18 protein-coding genes and 1 tRNA gene are annotated in these 17,021 nt (G+C 55.8%); all 19 read left to right on the top strand.

Annotation, left to right across the window (positions count from 1 at the left end):
- Nucleotides 1-118: 118 nt before the first annotated feature.
- The 19 genes from pstS to nuoL all read left to right on the top strand — a co-directional run bounded on the left by pstS (nt 119) and on the right by nuoL (nt 16,999).
- Nucleotides 119-1,156 (top strand): phosphate ABC transporter substrate-binding protein PstS, encoded by a 1,038-nt coding sequence (pstS, locus tag ACE3P2_RS16835; protein WP_374266571.1) that lies wholly within the window; start codon nt 119-121, stop codon nt 1,154-1,156.
- Between the two features lie 95 nt (nt 1,157-1,251).
- Nucleotides 1,252-2,298, top strand: coding sequence for a phosphate ABC transporter permease subunit PstC (gene pstC / locus ACE3P2_RS16840; RefSeq protein WP_374266573.1), 1,047 nt, complete (start codon nt 1,252-1,254; stop codon nt 2,296-2,298).
- Nucleotides 2,298-3,143: a phosphate ABC transporter permease PstA gene (pstA, locus tag ACE3P2_RS16845; protein WP_374266575.1), complete on the top strand. Its 846-nt coding sequence runs from the start codon at nt 2,298-2,300 to the stop codon at nt 3,141-3,143. Before pstC ends, pstA begins: the two co-directional genes overlap by 1 nt.
- Nucleotides 3,144-3,234: 91 nt before the next feature.
- Nucleotides 3,235-3,990, top strand: coding sequence for a phosphate ABC transporter ATP-binding protein PstB (gene pstB / locus ACE3P2_RS16850; RefSeq protein WP_374266645.1), 756 nt, complete (start codon nt 3,235-3,237; stop codon nt 3,988-3,990).
- A gap of 86 nt (nt 3,991-4,076) precedes the next feature.
- Nucleotides 4,077-4,856, top strand: a complete 780-nt coding sequence (tpiA, locus tag ACE3P2_RS16855; RefSeq protein WP_374266577.1) for a triose-phosphate isomerase — start codon at nt 4,077-4,079, stop codon at nt 4,854-4,856.
- A 21-nt stretch (nt 4,857-4,877) separates the two neighbouring features.
- Nucleotides 4,878-5,240 (top strand): preprotein translocase subunit SecG, encoded by a 363-nt coding sequence (gene secG, locus ACE3P2_RS16860; RefSeq protein ID WP_374266647.1) that lies wholly within the window; start codon nt 4,878-4,880, stop codon nt 5,238-5,240.
- 64 nt (nt 5,241-5,304) lie between these two features.
- Nucleotides 5,305-5,389 (top strand) — tRNA-Leu (locus ACE3P2_RS16865).
- An 82-nt stretch (nt 5,390-5,471) separates the two neighbouring features.
- Nucleotides 5,472-5,846: an NADH-quinone oxidoreductase subunit A gene (ndhC, locus tag ACE3P2_RS16870; RefSeq protein ID WP_374266579.1), complete on the top strand. Its 375-nt coding sequence runs from the start codon at nt 5,472-5,474 to the stop codon at nt 5,844-5,846.
- 47 nt (nt 5,847-5,893) lie between these two features.
- Nucleotides 5,894-6,370, top strand: coding sequence for an NADH-quinone oxidoreductase subunit B family protein (locus ACE3P2_RS16875; protein WP_374266581.1), 477 nt, complete (start codon nt 5,894-5,896; stop codon nt 6,368-6,370).
- 11 nt (nt 6,371-6,381) lie between these two features.
- Nucleotides 6,382-6,984, top strand: coding sequence for an NADH-quinone oxidoreductase subunit C (locus ACE3P2_RS16880; RefSeq protein WP_374266583.1), 603 nt, complete (start codon nt 6,382-6,384; stop codon nt 6,982-6,984).
- Nucleotides 6,977-8,230 carry an NADH-quinone oxidoreductase subunit D gene (locus tag ACE3P2_RS16885; protein ID WP_374266585.1) on the top strand — a complete coding sequence of 418 codons (1,254 nt, stop codon included), beginning with the start codon at nt 6,977-6,979 and terminating at the stop codon, nt 8,228-8,230. The genes ACE3P2_RS16880 and ACE3P2_RS16885 overlap by 8 nt, the downstream gene beginning before the upstream one ends.
- Nucleotides 8,231-8,288: 58 nt before the next feature.
- Nucleotides 8,289-8,765 (top strand): NADH-quinone oxidoreductase subunit NuoE, encoded by a 477-nt coding sequence (nuoE, locus tag ACE3P2_RS16890; protein WP_374266587.1) that lies wholly within the window; start codon nt 8,289-8,291, stop codon nt 8,763-8,765.
- The gene (gene nuoF / locus ACE3P2_RS16895; RefSeq protein ID WP_374266589.1) at nt 8,762-10,072 is read left to right on the top strand and encodes an NADH-quinone oxidoreductase subunit NuoF; all 1,311 of its coding nucleotides are present in this window, start codon (nt 8,762-8,764) and stop codon (nt 10,070-10,072) included. Before nuoE ends, nuoF begins: the two co-directional genes overlap by 4 nt.
- A 7-nt stretch (nt 10,073-10,079) precedes the next feature.
- On the top strand, nt 10,080-12,437 hold the full coding sequence (gene nuoG, locus ACE3P2_RS16900; RefSeq protein WP_374266591.1) for an NADH-quinone oxidoreductase subunit NuoG: 2,358 nt from the start codon (nt 10,080-10,082) through the stop codon (nt 12,435-12,437).
- A complete protein-coding gene (gene nuoH / locus ACE3P2_RS16905) occupies nt 12,437-13,486 on the top strand; it encodes an NADH-quinone oxidoreductase subunit NuoH (protein WP_374266593.1) in 1,050 nt (349 codons plus the stop codon). The genes nuoG and nuoH overlap by 1 nt, the downstream gene beginning before the upstream one ends.
- Before the next feature lie 10 nt (nt 13,487-13,496).
- The gene (gene nuoI, locus ACE3P2_RS16910; RefSeq protein ID WP_374266595.1) at nt 13,497-13,985 is read left to right on the top strand and encodes an NADH-quinone oxidoreductase subunit NuoI; all 489 of its coding nucleotides are present in this window, start codon (nt 13,497-13,499) and stop codon (nt 13,983-13,985) included.
- Nucleotides 13,986-14,025: 40 nt separating this feature from the next.
- Nucleotides 14,026-14,628, top strand: a complete 603-nt coding sequence (locus tag ACE3P2_RS16915; RefSeq protein WP_374266597.1) for an NADH-quinone oxidoreductase subunit J — start codon at nt 14,026-14,028, stop codon at nt 14,626-14,628.
- Nucleotides 14,629-14,656: 28 nt separating this feature from the next.
- Nucleotides 14,657-14,962, top strand: a complete 306-nt coding sequence (nuoK, locus tag ACE3P2_RS16920; RefSeq protein WP_374266599.1) for an NADH-quinone oxidoreductase subunit NuoK — start codon at nt 14,657-14,659, stop codon at nt 14,960-14,962.
- 12 nt (nt 14,963-14,974) lie between these two features.
- The gene (gene nuoL / locus ACE3P2_RS16925; protein WP_374266601.1) at nt 14,975-16,999 is read left to right on the top strand and encodes an NADH-quinone oxidoreductase subunit L; all 2,025 of its coding nucleotides are present in this window, start codon (nt 14,975-14,977) and stop codon (nt 16,997-16,999) included.
- The last annotated feature ends 22 nt before the right edge of the window (nt 17,000-17,021 follow it).

Genomic DNA, 17,021 nt, shown 5'->3' on the forward strand with positions numbered 1-17,021 from the left:
ATTTACAGTTCGTAGAATGAAGCCCGGTGCCAGTCTGTCTTGAGTGCAGGCTGCCACCGGGTTTGTTTTGGGTTCTTCCGCCGGATGTCCCGCGGTGCCCGCTACGATGGAGAATTTCATGCAAGGTTTCATTCGCGCCTGTACTTTTGTTGTTGCCATGAGTGGCGCTGCCGCTGCGCATGCGGTTGACATCACCGGTGCCGGGGCAACCTTCCCGTATCCGATCTATTCGAAATGGGCCGAGGTTTACAAGGCCAAGACCGGTGTTGGCCTGAATTACCAGTCGATCGGGTCCGGTGGTGGCATCAAGCAGATCAAGGCCAAGACCGTCGATTTCGGCGCTTCCGACATGCCCCTGAAGGCTGAAGACCTCGAGAAGGATGGTCTGGTCCAGTTCCCGGCCGTGATCGGTGGGGTGGTGCCGGTGGTCAACCTCGAAGGGATCGCGCCGGGGCACATGAAGATGACCGGCTCCGTGCTGGCCGACATTTACATGGGCAAGATCAAGAAGTGGAACGATCCCGCGATCGTGGCACTCAATGCCGGCCTGAAGCTGCCGGACGAGAACATCACCGTCGTGCGCCGCGCTGATGGTTCAGGCACCACTTTCCTCTTCACCAACTACCTTTCGAAGGTGAATGTCGAGTGGAAGGATAAGGTCGGTGCAGGCACCGCCGTGCAGTGGCCGGAAGGCGTGGGTGGCAAGGGCAACGAAGGGGTTGCGTCCTACGTTCAGCGTATCAAGGGTGGGATCGGCTACGTCGAATACGCTTACGCCAAGAAGAACAAGATGATTCACCTGGCGCTGAAGAACAAGGCCGGTGAGTTCGTGCAGCCCGATGACCTGACCTTCCAGGCGGCGGCGTCCTACGCCGAGTGGAACAAGGTGCCGGGTTTCGGTGAAATCCTGACCGACCAGCCGGGCAAGACCAGCTGGCCGATCACCGGCGCCAGCTTCGTGCTGATGCACAAGGTGCAGGCCGATCCGGCCAAGGGTGCCGAAGTGCTGAAGTTCTTCGACTGGGCGTTCAAGAACGGTCAGAAGATCGCCGAGGAGCTCGATTATGTCGCGCTGCCGGCCGGCCTGGTGAAGCAGATTGATGGTGCCTGGCGTACTTCCCTCAAGGATGGTTCCGGTAACCCGGTCCTGAAGTAAGTCGCTTCGTTACCCGCAGCGGGTGGGTGGGCGGCAGGGACTGCTCCCATCCATCCGCACTTGTCTTTCTTCGGTTAATCAAACGGTGAGCCGCAATGTCTTCCCATAGCTCTGTACTCGAATCGGGCTCCGCTCCCGGCGGTGGTTCGATCGGCCTGGCTGAAGCCGAGGCAGGAGTGAAGCTGCCGCAGCCGCCCCGTGATCGGATGCGGGCGCAGCGTTTTCAGGATGCGCTCTTTCATCACGTCACCCGCTTCTTCGCATTCTCCGTTCTGGCGATTCTCGTCGCGATTCTTGCTTCGCTTCTTTATGGCGCGTGGCCCGCGCTGAAGGAGTTTGGCGCAGCCTTTCCGTTCAGTGCCGAATGGAATCCGGTCACCGACCGGTTCGGTGGCCTGATTTCCGTCTACGGCACGCTGGCGACGTCGTTCATCGCCTTGCTCGTGGCGATTCCGGTGAGCTTCGGCATCGCGATCTTTCTGACCGAGCTGTGCCCGCCCACATTGCGTGGGCCGCTGGGCGTGGCGGTCGAGTTGCTCGCAGCGGTGCCCAGCATCATCTACGGTATGTGGGGCTTGTTCGTCTTTGCGCCGCTGTTCGCCGATTACATTCAGCCGCTTCTTTCGTCCACCGTTGGGCAGTTGCCCCTTGTCGGTAGCCTGTTCCAGGGGCCCCAGAACGGTATCGGCATTCTCTCGGCGGGTCTCATCCTGTCGGTCATGGTTATCCCGTTCATCGCCTCTGTGATGCGTGACGTTTTCGAGGTCGTGCCGGGCATCCTGAAGGAGTCCGCTTACGGCCTGGGGGCGACGACCTGGGAAGTGGTCTGGAATGTTGTACTGCCTTACACCCGTGTCGGTGTGATCGGTGGCGTCATGCTCGGCCTCGGTCGCGCGCTGGGTGAAACGATGGCGGTCACCTTCGTGATCGGCAACGCCCATCGCATCAGTCCGTCGCTTTACGAAGCAGGCAACAGTATCGCCTCCACGCTGGCCAACGAATTTGCCGAGGCGGCGTCGGATCTGCACGTGTCGTCGCTGATCGCCCTCGGCTTGATCCTGTTTTTTGTGACCTTCGTCGTCCTGGCACTTTCGAAAGTGCTGCTGATGCGCCTGGGCCGTAGTGAAGGGGAGAAGACCTGATGAGTGAGACGACTGCGCTTTACCGCAAGCGGGTGCGGACCAATCGACTCGCCTTGCTGCTGTCGATGTGCGCAATGGTCATCGGCATGAGCTTTCTGGCATGGATCCTGATGGTGCTGGTGTACAAGGGCTTCGGGGCGCTGAGCCTGTCGCTCTTCACCCAACCGACGCCGGCTCCGGGCTCCGAGGGTGGTTTGTTCAACGCGATCCTGGGCAGCCTGATGATGGTGGGCGTGTCCACCTTCATCGCCACGCCGATCGGGATTCTGGCGGGTGTCTATTTGTCGGAGTTCGGTCGAAAGGGCTGGCTGGCCCCGACTACCCGATTCATCAACGACATCCTGTTGTCGGCGCCTTCGATTGTTATCGGCGTTTTCATTTATGCCGTCTATGTCGCTCAGGTGCAGCACTTTTCAGGCTGGGCGGGTTCGCTGGCGCTGGCCTTGATCGCCATTCCGGTGGTGGTGCGTACCACCGAGAATATGCTCAACCTGGTGCCGGCGAGTCTGCGCGAGGCAGCCTCGGCACTCGGCGCACCGCGCTGGAAGGTCGTGCTGCAGGTGGTCCTGCGGGCGGCTCGGGCGGGTGTGCTGACCGGCATCCTGCTGGCTGTGGCCCGTGTCAGTGGCGAGACGGCGCCGCTGCTCTTCACCGCGCTCAATAATCAATTCACGAGCTACGATCTGAATGGCCCGATGGCCAACCTCCCGGTCGTGATCTTCCAGTTCGCCATGAGCCCGTACGAAAACTGGAACTCGCTGGCGTGGGGTGGGGCGATCCTCATCACCTTCGGCGTGCTCTGCCTGAACATCGTCGTTCGCACCCTGTTCCGCAAAAAGATCTAGGAAATCCATCATGCAATCTCCTGTAGCCACCAAGCGCGACATGTCCTTCACGCAATTGCGTGACGAACCGGCGGCGGTCGCCGCTGCCGGCATGGCGCCGAAGATCAAGATCCGCAACCTGGACTTCTTCTACGGCTCCTTCCAGGGCCTGAAGCATATCGACCTGGATATCAACGAAGGCATGGTGACCGCCTTCATCGGACCGTCGGGTTGTGGCAAATCGACGCTGCTGCGGACGTTGAACCGCATGTACGACCTCTACCCCGGCCAGCGCGCCACCGGCGAGATCCTGCTCAATGGCAAGAATGTGCTCGATCCCGACCAGGACGTGAATGCCCTGCGCGCCAAGGTTGGCATGGTTTTTCAGAAGCCGACGCCGTTTCCGATGTCGATCTACGAGAACATCGCCTTCGGCGTGCGCCTTTACGAAAACCTCTCGCGCGCCGATATGGACAACCGCGTGGAGTGGGCGCTGCGCAAGGCTGCGCTGTGGGACGAGGTGAAGAGCAAGCTCAATCAGAGCGGCCTTTCCCTGTCGGGCGGCCAGCAGCAGCGTCTGTGCATCGCCCGCGGCGTGGCTGTCAAGCCGGAAGTCTTGCTGCTCGACGAACCGACTTCTGCGCTGGATCCGATTTCGACCGCAAAGGTCGAGGAGCTCGTGCATGAGCTCAAGAGCGAATATACGATCGCCATCGTGACCCACAACATGCAGCAGGCTGCACGCGTTTCGGACTACACGGCTTACATGTACTTGGGCGAGCTGGTGGAGTTCGGGCTCACGGATGAGATCTTCATCAAGCCCAAGCGCAAGGAAACCGAGGACTACATCACCGGGCGTTTTGGCTGACGTGACGTGATCCGGTAGGCTGCGCGAAGAGGACTGGAGTGAAACCAGTCCTCTTTTTTTGACCCTTCGGCGCCGTCGCGGTAAAATTGAACGATTTGGCTTCGGTGCTCGTTGTGCGCAAAAAGCTTGTTGTCGGAAACTGGAAAATGAATGGCAGCCTGGCCCGCAATGCAGCGTTGCTGGGTGGTCTGAAGGCCGCAGCGGTCGGTGGCGAAGTGGAGCGGGTGGTCTGTCCGCCTTATCCTTATCTTGTTCAGGCGATCGAGTCGCTCGCCGGTGTTCCGATTGCGGTCGGAGCGCAGAATCTCAGTGCGATCAAGGAGGGGGCGCACACCGGTGAGGTCAGTGCGTCGATGTTGACGGATCTTGGTTGCAGGTGGGTGATTGTCGGCCACTCCGAGCGTCGTAATCTCTACGGTGAGGATGATGTCGCGGTGGCGGCAAAGGTTCAGGCGGCGCTGGATGCGAAGCTGATGCCGATTCTCTGTGTCGGCGAAACGCTGTCGCAGCGGGAGGCCGGCCAGGCCGAGTCGATCGTCCATCGGCAACTGGATGGTGTGGTCTCTGTCTTGGGGGCTGAGCGAGCTGGAGCGGTCGTCGTGGCCTACGAGCCGGTGTGGGCGATCGGGACGGGTCGGACGGCTAGTCCCGAGCAGGCGCAGGCGATACATGCATCCATTCGTGCCTTTCTGGCCAGTCGTGGCGTGAATGCGGCGGAAGTGCGGCTGCTGTATGGCGGTAGTGTCACTGCGGCCAATGCTGCGTCGCTGTTTGCTCAGGCGGACATCGATGGCGCACTCGTGGGGGGGGCTTCGCTTCAGGTGGAAGGTTTTTCTGAGATTTGTGTGGCTGCGGCCGCGTCTTGAGTTGTTCGATTGGAGATCGTGATGGGTGGGGTGGTTTTTTCGATTGTACTGACGATTCATGTGCTGGCTGGTCTGGGTGTCATTGGTCTTGTGTTGATGCAGCACGGCAAGGGGGCTGACATGGGGGCTGCGTTTGGTAGTGGGGCGTCCGGCAGTCTGTTTGGATCTTCCGGTTCGGCCAACTTTCTGAGTCGCACCACTGCAGCGCTTGCGGCTGTCTTTTTTGTCACTAGCTTGGGCTTGAGTTACCTCGCGGGTGCGAAGGCGCCGGCATCGAAGAGTGTCATGGAAGGTGTGGCGGTTTCCAAACCCGCGGAAGCCCCGGCAGTGGCGCCCGCGGCGCCTGCGGATGATGCTTCCAAGGCCAAGGATATCCCTCGGTAAACCCTTAAGCAAAGCTTGGCGCAGTGGGGTGATTGCCTTATAATGCGCGGCATCAAATGAACCAGCCGACGTGGTGAAATTGGTAGACACGCTATCTTGAGGGGGTAGTGGCGAAAGCCGTATGAGTTCGAGTCTCATCGTCGGCACCATAAAATAAGTCAGTCGCCCGCATTCAGCGGGCGTTTGCTTGAAAGGCAGCGCCGAACTGCCATCGTTGCGGGAGCTCAGGTTATGTTGGAATCCTACTTTCCAGTTCTTGTCTTCATCCTGTTTGCGGCCGCCTTCGGTCTTATTCCCATCGTTGCAGGCTGGGTGCTCGGTCCGAGCAAGCCCGACGCCGAAAAACTATCTCCTTTTGAATGTGGTTTTGAGCCGTTTGAAGATGCGCGCATCAAATTCGATGTCCGCTACTACCTGATGGCCATCCTGTTCATTCTCTTTGATCTCGAAATTGCATTTCTCTTCCCGTGGGCGACCATCCTAAGGGAGATTGCAGCCAATGAATCCATTCGGCTGTTTGGCTTTTTCGAAATGCTTGTCTTTCTGGGCATTCTTTTGCTCGGTTATATCTACGTGTGGAAAAAAGGGGCTCTCGACTGGGAGTAAGCCTCAGCTGCCTCTTGTGCATATAAATTGTTGGCTAAAGGGCGTCTATGAGCATCGAAGGGGTTTTCAAGGAAGGTTTTGTTACGACTTCCCTTGATACGGTAATCAACTGGACTCGTACGGGTTCGCTCTGGCCGATGACCTTCGGTCTTGCATGTTGTGCGGTCGAGATGATTCATGCGGGTTGTTCCCGTTACGACCTTGATCGTTTTGGCGTGGTGTTTCGCCCGAGTCCGCGTCAATCCGACTTGATGATCGTTGCGGGTACGCTGTGCAACAAGATGGCTCCCGCCTTGCGTAAGGTTTATGACCAGATGTCTGAGCCGCGCTGGGTGATCTCGATGGGGTCGTGTGCGAATGGTGGTGGTTATTACCATTATTCCTACTCGGTCGTGCGTGGCTGCGACAGAATTGTCCCCGTGGATGTCTATGTTCCTGGCTGCCCTCCCACTGCGGAAGCGCTGCTCTACGGCATCGTTCAATTGCAAAACAAGATCAAGCGTGAGTCCACGATTGCTCGCTGAGTGCAGAAAAGATGACTGAAAAACTTGAGCGCCTCGGCCAAATTCTGTGCGAAAAATTCGGTGAAAAGATCGATCAGCCGATCATCGCATGCGGTGAAGTCACAATCGAGGTTGAGGCCGATGATTATCTACAAGTTGCTCAGGCCTTGCGGGATGATGTCAGCTTGCGTTTCGAACAGCTGATTGATCTGAGTGGCCTCGACTATTCAACCTTTGCGTCAGAAACCCCGGTTCGCCGATTTGCGGTGTCTGTTCATCTTTTGTCGGTGAGCAATAACTACCGTTTGCGTCTTCGGACTTTTGCGGAGGATGACGATTTTCCAGTTCTGCCTTCCTTGTGTGATCTCTGGCCGAGCGCCAATTGGTTCGAGCGCGAAGCATTCGACCTATTTGGCGTGATGTTTGTCGGACATCCCGATTTGCGACGCATTCTTACTGATTACGGTTTTGTTGGATATCCATTCCGTAAAGATTTTCCTATCTCTGGGCATGTAGAGATGCGTTACGACCAGGAGCTTGGTCGGGTGGTCTATCAGCCCGTTTCCATCGAGCCTCGGGAAAACACCCCTCGGATCGTTCGTGACGAAAACTATGGAAATGTAGGCAATGGCTGAAATTCGCAATTACACGATTAACTTCGGCCCGCAGCATCCTGCTGCGCACGGCGTGCTGCGTTTGGTGCTTGAGTTGGACGGTGAGGTCGTCGAGCGCGCGGATCCGCATATCGGTCTTCTTCATCGTGGTACCGAAAAGCTTGCCGAAACTCGTACATGGGTTCAGTCGGTTCCTTATATGGATCGCCTGGATTACGTCTCGATGATGTGCAACGAGCATGCGTATTGCATGGCTATCGAACGGCTGCTCGGCCTGGATGTGCCGCTGCGTGCCCAATACATCCGGGTCATGTATGACGAAATCACCCGAATTCTAAATCACCTTCTGGCTGTCGGTACTCACGCGCTGGATATCGGTGCAATGACCATGGTCCTCTACACGTTCCGCGAGCGTGAGGATCTGATGGATGCTTACGAGGCTGTCTCGGGTGCGCGAATGCACGCGGCGTATTATCGTCCAGGTGGTGTTTATCGTGACCTGCCTGACCAGATGCCGAAGTACGAAGTGTCGAAATGGAAAAACGCGAAGACCGTGTCTGAGCTCAATGAGAACAGGCAGGGCTCGCTTCTTGATTTTCTTGAGGACTTCACGGCGCGTTTTCCGAAATATGTGGACGAATACGAGACGTTGCTGACCGACAACCGGATTTGGAAGCAGCGTACCGTTGGTATTGGTGTTGTTTCTCCGGAGAAGGCCTTGGCTCTCGGGTTCTCTGGTGTGATGTTGCGCGGGTCGGGTATCGAGTGGGATATCCGCAAAAAGCAGCCTTACGAGGTTTATGACCAGCTTGATTTCGACATTCCCGTTGGTGTTGAAGGCGACTGTTATGACCGCTATCTCTGCCGCATTGAAGAAATGAGGCAATCCAACCGAATCGTCAAGCAGTGCATTGATTGGCTCAGGAAAAATCCGGGGCCTGTGATTTCCAGCAATCACAAGGTTGCCCCGCCGTCCCGCGAGCGGATGAAGGGCAACATGGAAGAGTTGATTCACCACTTCAAGCTCTTTACCGAAGGCATTCACGTTCCAACGGGCGAGGTTTATGCGCCAGTGGAGCATCCTAAGGGTGAGTTCGGCGTATATGCGGTTTCGGATGGCGCCAACAAGCCTTATCGCCTTAAATTGCGGTCGCCTGGTTTTGCGCATTTGTCTGCGATGGATGAGATGTCCCGTGGTCATATGATTGCCGACGTTGTGGCGATTATTGGAACGATGGATATCGTGTTCGGTGACGTCGATCGCTAAGGTGCCATTAGGATCAGACGTCATCTCCTGAGAGATATTCGGATAAACAAGATAGAAAATGCTAAGCCCAGAATCCCTGAAAAAAATTGACCGCGAGATCGCCAAGTATCCCGAGGATCAAAAGCAATCGGCATCGATGTCTGCTCTTCGAATTGCGCAAGAGGAAAAGGGCTGGCTTGCAAGCGAAACTATCGAGTTTGTCGCCGAGTATCTCGATATGCCCGCGATCGCGGTCTATGAAGTCGCCAGCTTTTACAACATGTATGACTTGGCTCCGCTTGGTGCCAAGAAGATTACGGTCTGCACCAATTTGCCCTGCGCTTTGTCCGGTGGCGTACATGCCGCTGATTACCTGAAGAAAAAGCTCGGGATCGATTTCAATGAGACGACTCCGGACGGTCGCTTCACCTTGAAGGAAGGCGAGTGCATGGGAGCATGTGGAGATGCGCCAGTGTTGCTGGTTAATAACCACCGGATGTGCAGCTGGATGACCGAGGAAAAAATTGATCAACTTCTGGCTGATCTGAAAAAATGAATTCTCAAGGAATTATCCTCTCAGGGCTCGACGGTGATCGTACTTGGCGTCTCTCTGACTATATCGGTCGAGGCGGGTACGATGCGTTGAAAAAAATCATCGCGGAAAAAATTCCTGCGGATCAGATTATCAATGAAGTCAAGAAGTCTGCTCTTCGTGGTCGAGGTGGTGCGGGCTTTCCCACCGGCCTAAAGTGGAGCTTCATGCCGCGCGCGTTCCCCGGCGCAAAATATATTGCTTGTAACTCGGATGAAGGTGAGCCGGGTACTTTCAAGGACCGTGACATTCTTCGCTATAACCCTCATACCGTCATCGAGGGGATGATCATCGCGGGTTACGCGATGGGCTGTGAGCGTGGCTACAACTATATCCACGGGGAAATTTTCGAGGTCTACGAGCGTTTCGAGGAGGCGCTTCAGGAAGCCCGTGATGCCGGACTTCTCGGTAAGAACATTCTGGGCAGTGACTTCAGCTTCGATTTGTTTGCGCATCATGGTTACGGCGCTTACATTTGCGGCGAGGAAACCGCTCTACTCGAATCCATTGAAGGTAAGAAAGGGCAGCCGCGGTTCAAGCCGCCGTTTCCGGCCAGTTTCGGTCTGTACGGAAAGCCCACTACGATCAATAACACGGAGACGTTCGCATCCATTCCTTTCATCATCAGGGAAGGTGGGGATGCATTCCTTGCGCTGGGCAAGCCGAACAACGGTGGAACGAAGCTCTTCTCGGTTTCCGGCCACGTCAATAAGCCTGGTAACTACGAGATTCCGCTGGGCACGCCGTTTTCCACGCTGCTTGAGATGGCAGGTGGCATGCGTGGTGGCCGCAAGCTGAAGGGCGTGATTCCTGGTGGTTCGTCAGCGCCGGTACTCCCAGGCGCCGTGATGATGGATTGCACGATGGACTATGACTCTATCTCCAAAGCCGGTTCCATGCTCGGTTCCGGAGCGGTGATCGTCATGGATGAGACTACATGCATGGTGAAGGCGCTGGAGCGGCTTTCCTATTTTTATTTCGAGGAATCGTGCGGTCAATGCACGCCGTGCCGGGAAGGCACTGGATGGCTTTATCGCGTTGTTCATCGCATCGAAAATGGTCTGGGTCGCCCCGATGATCTTGATCTCCTGAATAGTGTCACCGCCAACATCATGGGGCGTACGATCTGTGCGCTCGGTGATGCGGCGTCTATGCCTGTTCAGAGCTTCATCAAGCATTTTGGTGACGAGTTCGCGTTCCATATTGAATACAAAAAGTGCCTCGTGCCGCTGGACGTGCAGCGCGAAGGTAGCAAGATTTACGTAGCGTAGGCTCGACATGCTAGAAATCGAAATTGACGGAAAGCAGTTACAGGTTCCTGATGGCAGCACTGTCATGGAGGCTGCTACCAAGGTCGGTGCTTATGTGCCGCATTTCTGCTACCACAAGAAGCTGTCTATTGCGGCAAATTGCCGGATGTGTCTGGTTCAGGTCGAGAAGGCACCGAAGCCGTTGCCCGCTTGTGCCACGCCGGTCACCAATGGAATGAAAGTCTGGACTCATTCCGAGCAGGCTGTCAAAGCCCAGAAGGGGGTGATGGAGTTTCTCCTGATCAACCACCCGCTGGATTGCCCTGTGTGTGACCAAGGTGGCGAATGCCAACTACAGGATCTTTCGGTCGGCTACGGTGGTGTGCAGTCCCGTTATCAAGAAGAAAAGCGCGTGGTGGGCAACAAGGATCTGGGCCCGCTGGTCGCGACTGACATGACCCGGTGCATCAATTGCACGCGTTGTGTTCGTTTTACTTCGGAAATCGCCGGCCTGATGGAGCTCGGGCAGGCTTTCCGGGGTGAGCATGCCGAGATCATGCCGTTTGTCGAGAAGACGGTCGATACCGAGCTCTCCGGGAACATCATCGATCTTTGTCCGGTGGGTGCTTTGACCTCGAAGCCGTTCCGATTCGGTGCTCGTGCTTGGGAAATGTCCCGCCGAAAGTCTATCAGCCCTCACGACTCCCTCGGCAGCAACCTGATCGTTCAAGTGAAGAACGATGTCGTGAAGCGCGTTCTCCCGCTAGAGAACGAGGCGATCAACGAATGTTGGCTGTCGGACAAGGATCGTTTCTCATACGAAGCACTCAATAGCGCGGATCGTGTCACGACGCCAATGATCAAGCAGGGCGGTCAGTGGATCGAAACTGACTGGCAGACAGCAGTCGAATACGTCGCCAATGGGTTGAATGCGATCAAGTCCGAGCATGGGGCGAGCGCCATCGGCGCGTTGGCTTCGCCTCATTCCACGCTTGAGGAACTGCATTTGTTGCAGGCGTTGGTTCGTGGCATCGGTTCTGACAATATTGATTTCCGTCTCCGTCAGAGCGATTTTTCGCTCGATGGTGTCGGCGCGAGCGTACCTTGGCTCGGAATGCCGATTACAGACATTGCCAAGCTGGATCGATTGCTGATCGTGGGTAGCTTCTTCCGGAAAGATCATCCGCTTTTGGCGCAGCGCGTCCGTCAGGCAGCCAAGCGAGGTTTGAAGGTTTCTGCGGTCAATCCTGCCTTTGATGACTGGCAACTGCCAGTTCAGAACAAGGTTTGTGTCGCTCCGAGCAAGACCGTTGCGTCGCTGGCTGCAATTGCCGCCGCGCTTGCGAAGGCCACCGAGCAGGCTGTGAGTGCCGAACTTGAGGGAGTCTGCGCTTCTGTTCAGATTACCGAAGAGGCGTCCGCGGTTGCGCAGAGTCTCGCAACTGGCCGGAAGGCGGCGATCCTGCTTGGCAATTTCGCTGCCCAACATCCCCGGTATGGTCAGATTTCCGCCCTAGCGGCCGAAATCGCACGACTCGCCCAGGCGAAATTGGGTGTGATCGGTGAAGCTGCGAATAGTGTTGGTGGCTATCTCGCAGGCGCGTTGCCGTTCGCGAAGGGGGGCCGCGGTTTGAATGCCGTCGAGATGCTTTCGCAGAATCTGAAGGCTTACCTCTTGCTGAGTGTGGATCCCGATCTCGATTTCGTTGATGGCGTTCGATCGGTTGCAGCATTGAAGCAGGCGGAGATGGTGGTCAGCCTCACTTCCTTCAAATCTGACCGGCTGCTCGAAGTGGCTGATGTCGTTCTGCCGATCGCGCCGTTTACGGAGACCGCGGGTACCTACGTCAATTGTGAGGGCAGGGCGCAGTCTTTTTATCCGGTCGTCAAGGGGCTTGGAGAGTCTCGTCCGGGTTGGAAGGTGCTTCGCGTCATTGGTACCACGCTCGGTGTAAATGGCTTCGAGCAGGAGAGGATTGAGGATGTGCGTCAGGCTGTGTTGGCCGGCACTGAAGCAACGGCGCTGCCCGCTTTCCTGCCCGCCCTGCAGCAGGCAGACTGGCGTGTCGCTCAGGTCACCGGAGGGCTTGAGAGGGTCGCCGACGTTCCGATCTACGCGGCCGATTCTGTCGTTCGGCGTGCCGCCTCCCTTCAGGTAACCGTCGACGCCTCCGTCCCGGTCGCGCGCATGAATGTTATGACCATCGGCGCCTCGGGTCTGGTGTCGGGGAGCGAAGTTCGCGTCAAGTCTGCTTCAGGTGAGATTCGAGTCAAGTTGCAGGAAGATTCCGGCGTTGCTGATGGTTGCATCCGTCTTTCTGGAGCGCATGAAGCGACTTTCTTGCTGGGGTGCTTGCATGGTGAAGTCAAAGTGGAGCAGGTGTGATGGAAGCCTTGATTGAACCGGTCTCTCAGTTTTTTGGTGGCGCTTGGCCGCTGGTTTGGGCGCTGGCTAAGATCGTCGGGATCATTGCCCCGCTTTTTCTTTGCGTTGCCTATTTGACGCTTGCCGAGCGTAAGGTCATTGGTTACATGCAGGTTCGGATTGGCCCTAACCGGGTCGGTCCGCGCGGTTTGCTGCAGCCGATTGCCGACGGCGTGAAGCTCCTGCTCAAGGAAATCATCGTTCCTTCAGGCTCAAGTAAAGCGTTGTTCATCGTAGGCCCGGTGCTTGCTTTGGGGCCCGCATTGGCAGCTTGGGCTGTCGTGCCGTTTTCCGAGGGCTGGGTGGTCGGCAACATTGATGCGGGGCTTCTCTTCCTGCTCGCGATCACCTCCATTGAAGTTTATGGCGTGATCATCGCGGCCTGGGCATCGAACTCCAAGTACGCCTTCCTTGGTGGTATGCGTGCAGCGGCGCAGATGGTGTCCTATGAAATTGCGATGGGTTTTGCGCTGGTTTGTGTCTTGATGGTCTCTTCCAGCCTGAATCTGACAGACATCGTCAACGCGCAAGGCAAAGGCCAGGGCGCTGATATGGGTCTTGGTATCCTGAGCTGGAATTGGATTCCGCTGTTGCCGATGTTCGTTGTTTACCTGATTTCCGGTATCGCTGAAACCAACCGCGCACCTTTTGACGTGGTTGAAGGTGAATCCGAGATCGTCGCCGGCCACATGATCGAATATTCGGGCATGGCTTTTGCCCTCTTCTTCCTCGGCGAATACGCGAACATGATCTTGGTTTCGGCATTGACCTCGATCCTGTTCCTCGGGGGGTGGCTGTCACCCGTTGGGTTCCTGCCTGATGGATTTGTCTGGCTGGCGCTCAAGACGTCGTTCATCCTGTTCCTGTTTCTTTGGTTCCGTGCGACTTTCCCTCGGTTCCGTTACGACCACATCATGCGACTCGGTTGGAAGGTTTTTATTCCGCTGACGTTGGTTTGGGTGGTAGTGGTTGCCGTATGGGTAATGTCGCCGTGGTCTATCTGGAAGTGAGGGCTTTCTAATGAGTTTCATGAAAGATTATGTTGGGAGCCTTTTCCTCAAAGAGCTGTTGAAGGGGATGGCGCTTACTGGTCGGCATTTATTTGCCAGGAAGATCACAGTACAGTTTCCCGAGGAAAAAACACCCCAGAGCCCTCGCTTTCGCGGACTTCATGCATTGCGTCGCTATCCGAACGGAGAGGAGCGATGTATCGCATGCAAGCTTTGCGAAGCGATCTGCCCGGCGTTGGCCATTACGATCGATTCTGAGCAAAGAGACGATGGTTCCCGTCGTACCAGCCGTTACGATATTGATCTGACCAAATGCATCTTTTGCGGCTTTTGCGAGGAGGCATGTCCGGTTGATGCGATCGTCGAAACCCGCGTATTTGAATATCACGGGGAAAAACGCGGCGATCTTTATTACACCAAGCAGATGCTGCTCGCTGTCGGTGACAAGTATGAGTCTCAGATCGCTAAGGATCGTGAAGTTGACTCTAAATACCGGTGAGCTTGCTTCGGTGGGTTGTTAATACATAACGGGATGTGCTATGGATTTCCAGACAGTCATTTTTTATTTTTTTTCGACGATATTGGTGTTGGCGTCGTTGCGCGTGATCACCGCTAGAAATCCGGTTCATGCCGCCCTTTTTCTCGTACTTGCCTTCTTTACCGCAGGCGGGATTTGGATGCTGTTGCACGCGGAATTCCTGGCGATCGCGCTTGTTCTCGTGTACGTCGGCGCGGTAATGGTCTTGTTCCTGTTTGTAGTGATGATGCTTGATATCAACCTCGAGCGCATCCGGCAGGGGTTCTGGAGCTATCTCCCGGTAGGAGCTTTGATTGGCGTTTTGATGGTCGTCGAGATGGTGATGGTGCTGGGCGGGCGTTACTTCGGACTTGAGGGCATGCCTCAGCCTAGTGACGTTCCGGCTGGTTACAGCAACACCAAGGAATTGGGGCGCCTGATCTATACGGATTATGTTTATCCCTTTGAGCTTGCTTCCATCGTGCTGCTTGTGGCCATGATTGCAGCCGTTGCTCTGACGCTTCGCAAGCGGAACAACGTCAAGAAGGTGGACCCGGCACAGCAGGTGGCGGTCAAGCGCGATGATCGTGTGCGCATCGTTCGCATGAATACTGAAAAGAATTGAGCCGCACGGGCGCTTGGAGGAATAGCACATGCTTTCGTTGTCTCACTACCTGATACTCGGCGCGATTCTTTTCGCTATCAGCGTCGTTGGTATTTTTCTGAACCGGAAGAACCTGATCGTTCTTCTTATGGCCATCGAGCTGATGCTGCTGGCGGTCAATATTAATTTCGTCGCGTTCTCTTACTATCTGGGCGACGCAGCCGGACAGATTTTCGTGTTTTTCATTCTGACGGTGGCGGCGGCCGAGTCAGCGATCGGTTTGGCGATCCTGGTGGCTCTGTTCCGCAATCTTCGAACAATTCATGTTGATGACTTGGATAGTCTTAAGGGATAAGGAAGCTTTTCGATGACTGGGATTCAGAAGCTCTATCTTTTAGTGCCGCTTGCGCCTTTGTTCGGTGCGATTGTGGCTGGATTGTTCGGGAAGGTGGTAGGACGCACGGGCGCGCATATCGTCACGATCCTCGGTGTCGCCGTTTCCTTCGCTTGCTCCGTTCTGATCTATCAGGACGTGCAGGCTGGCAATGTCTTCAACGGTACGCTTTACACGTGGGCTACATCGGGCGCGTTGAAGCTCGAGGTCGGTTTCCTCATCGATTCGCTGACGGTGATGATGATGCTGGTCGTCACGTTTGTGTCGCTCATGGTGCATATCTACACCATCGGTTATATGTCGGAGGATCCCGGCTATCAGCGCTTTTTCAGCTATATCTCATTGTTCACCTTTTCGATGTTGATGCTGGTCATGTCAAACAACTTCCTCCAGCTGTTTTTCGGCTGGGAAGCGGTTGGTTTGGTGTCGTACCTGCTCATCGGGTTCTGGTATACGCGTCCGACGGCAATTTTCGCCAACATGAAAGCGTTTCTTGTTAATCGTGTTGGTGACTTCGGCTTCCTCCTGGGCATCGGTTTGGTTGCGGCCTATGCGGGTACGCTCAACTACTACGAGGTGTTTGGTAAGGCAACTCAGCTTGCTTCGATGACGGTTCCGGAAACTGGCTGGCCTCTGATCACTGCGATCTGTATTGGTTTGTTCATCGGAGCAATGGGTAAGTCCGCGCAAGTGCCGCTCCACGTCTGGCTGCCTGATTCTATGGAAGGCCCGACTCCGATTTCCGCACTGATTCACGCGGCCACGATGGTGACCGCAGGGATTTTCATGGTTGCGCGGATGTCTCCGCTGTTCGAACTCTCTGAAGCTGCGCTGTCCTTCGTGTTGGTTATCGGCGCGACCACTGCGCTGTTTATGGGTTTCCTCGGGATCGTCCAGAACGACATCAAGCGTGTCGTGGCGTACTCGACGCTGTCGCAGCTTGGTTACATGACAGTCGCGCTTGGCGTTTCGGCGTATTCTGCTGCAGTCTTTCATCTTATGACGCACGCGTTCTTCAAGGCGCTTCTGTTCCTTGGTGCGGGTTCGGTCATCATCGGCATGCACCATGATCAGGACATGCGCAATATGGGCGGTCTGTGGAAGTACATGCCGATCACTTGGTTCACCTCGTTGATTGGCTCACTTGCTCTGATCGGTTTCCCGTTCTTCTCCGGTTTCTACTCAAAGGATTCGATCATTGAGGCTGTGGCGCTATCGCACGTTCCCGGTGCGTCCTATGCTTACTTCTGTGTCATCGCTGGCGTTTTCGTTACTGCGTTCTATTCCTTCCGAATGTATTTCCTCGTTTTCCACGGCGAGGAACGTTTCGGCAAGGCTCATGCCTCGCATGATGAACATAACGATCATCACGAGGATGATGCTCATCATGACGAGCACCACCATGGTCTCGCTCCGGGTCAAAAGCCCCATGAGTCTCCTTGGGTAGTTACATTGCCCCTCGTTCTGCTGGCGATTCCGTCCGTATTGGTTGGTTATTTCACGATCATGCCGATGCTTTTCGGTGACTGGTTTAAGGGTGTGATCTTCTTTGGTGAGAATCACCACGGTATGGCCGAGCTCGCCGAAGAGTTCCATGGGCCTGTCGCGATGGCGCTTCATGGTCTCACTTCGCTGCCCTTCGCTCTGGCGATGGGTGGGGTGATTGTCGCTTGGTTCTTCTATATGGTCGCGCCGTCGATCCCGGCTGCAATCATGAAAGCGTGCAAGCCGATCTACACGCTGCTGGAGAACAAGTACTACTTCGACAAGTTCAACGAGTTCGTGTTTGCAGGCGGGGCTCGTCTGCTGGGTCGCGGTCTCTGGAAGGTCGGCGATCAGGCGCTGATCGATGGGATGATCGTGAACGGTTCCGCGAAGGCAGTGGGCCTGATTGCCCAATTGTCGCGTCTCTTCCAGAGTGGCCATGTGTACCAGTACGCCTTCTCGATGATTATCGGTGTCTTCATCCTGCTGACCTTTTGGTTCAATCGCGGCTGAGTGATTCTCCGACCGGTTACAG

The sequence above is a fragment of the Zoogloea sp. genome, from assembly GCF_041911615.1.
Lineage (GTDB): Bacteria > Pseudomonadota > Gammaproteobacteria > Burkholderiales > Rhodocyclaceae > Zoogloea.

Bases quoted from the DNA above. Each gene is read 5' to 3' on its own strand.
- ACE3P2_RS16880 (WP_374266583.1), top strand. From the start codon at position 6,382: ATGACTGAAAAACTTGAGCGCCTCGGCCAAATTCTGTGCGAAAAATTC.
- nuoF (WP_374266589.1), top strand. From the start codon at position 8,762: ATGAATTCTCAAGGAATTATCCTCTCAGGGCTCGACGGTGATCGTACT.
- secG (WP_374266647.1), top strand. From the start codon at position 4,878: ATGGGTGGGGTGGTTTTTTCGATTGTACTGACGATTCATGTGCTGGCT.
- ACE3P2_RS16875 (WP_374266581.1), top strand. From the start codon at position 5,894: ATGAGCATCGAAGGGGTTTTCAAGGAAGGTTTTGTTACGACTTCCCTT.
- pstS (WP_374266571.1), top strand. From the start codon at position 119: ATGCAAGGTTTCATTCGCGCCTGTACTTTTGTTGTTGCCATGAGTGGC.
- nuoI (WP_374266595.1), top strand. From the start codon at position 13,497: ATGAGTTTCATGAAAGATTATGTTGGGAGCCTTTTCCTCAAAGAGCTG.
- ndhC (WP_374266579.1), top strand. From the start codon at position 5,472: ATGTTGGAATCCTACTTTCCAGTTCTTGTCTTCATCCTGTTTGCGGCC.
- pstC (WP_374266573.1), top strand. From the start codon at position 1,252: ATGTCTTCCCATAGCTCTGTACTCGAATCGGGCTCCGCTCCCGGCGGT.
- nuoE (WP_374266587.1), top strand. From the start codon at position 8,289: ATGCTAAGCCCAGAATCCCTGAAAAAAATTGACCGCGAGATCGCCAAG.
- nuoL (WP_374266601.1), top strand. From the start codon at position 14,975: ATGACTGGGATTCAGAAGCTCTATCTTTTAGTGCCGCTTGCGCCTTTG.
- nuoK (WP_374266599.1), top strand. From the start codon at position 14,657: ATGCTTTCGTTGTCTCACTACCTGATACTCGGCGCGATTCTTTTCGCT.
- pstA (WP_374266575.1), top strand. From the start codon at position 2,298: ATGAGTGAGACGACTGCGCTTTACCGCAAGCGGGTGCGGACCAATCGA.
- nuoG (WP_374266591.1), top strand. From the start codon at position 10,080: ATGCTAGAAATCGAAATTGACGGAAAGCAGTTACAGGTTCCTGATGGC.
- pstB (WP_374266645.1), top strand. From the start codon at position 3,235: ATGGCGCCGAAGATCAAGATCCGCAACCTGGACTTCTTCTACGGCTCC.
- nuoH (WP_374266593.1), top strand. From the start codon at position 12,437: ATGGAAGCCTTGATTGAACCGGTCTCTCAGTTTTTTGGTGGCGCTTGG.
- ACE3P2_RS16885 (WP_374266585.1), top strand. From the start codon at position 6,977: ATGGCTGAAATTCGCAATTACACGATTAACTTCGGCCCGCAGCATCCT.
- ACE3P2_RS16915 (WP_374266597.1), top strand. From the start codon at position 14,026: ATGGATTTCCAGACAGTCATTTTTTATTTTTTTTCGACGATATTGGTG.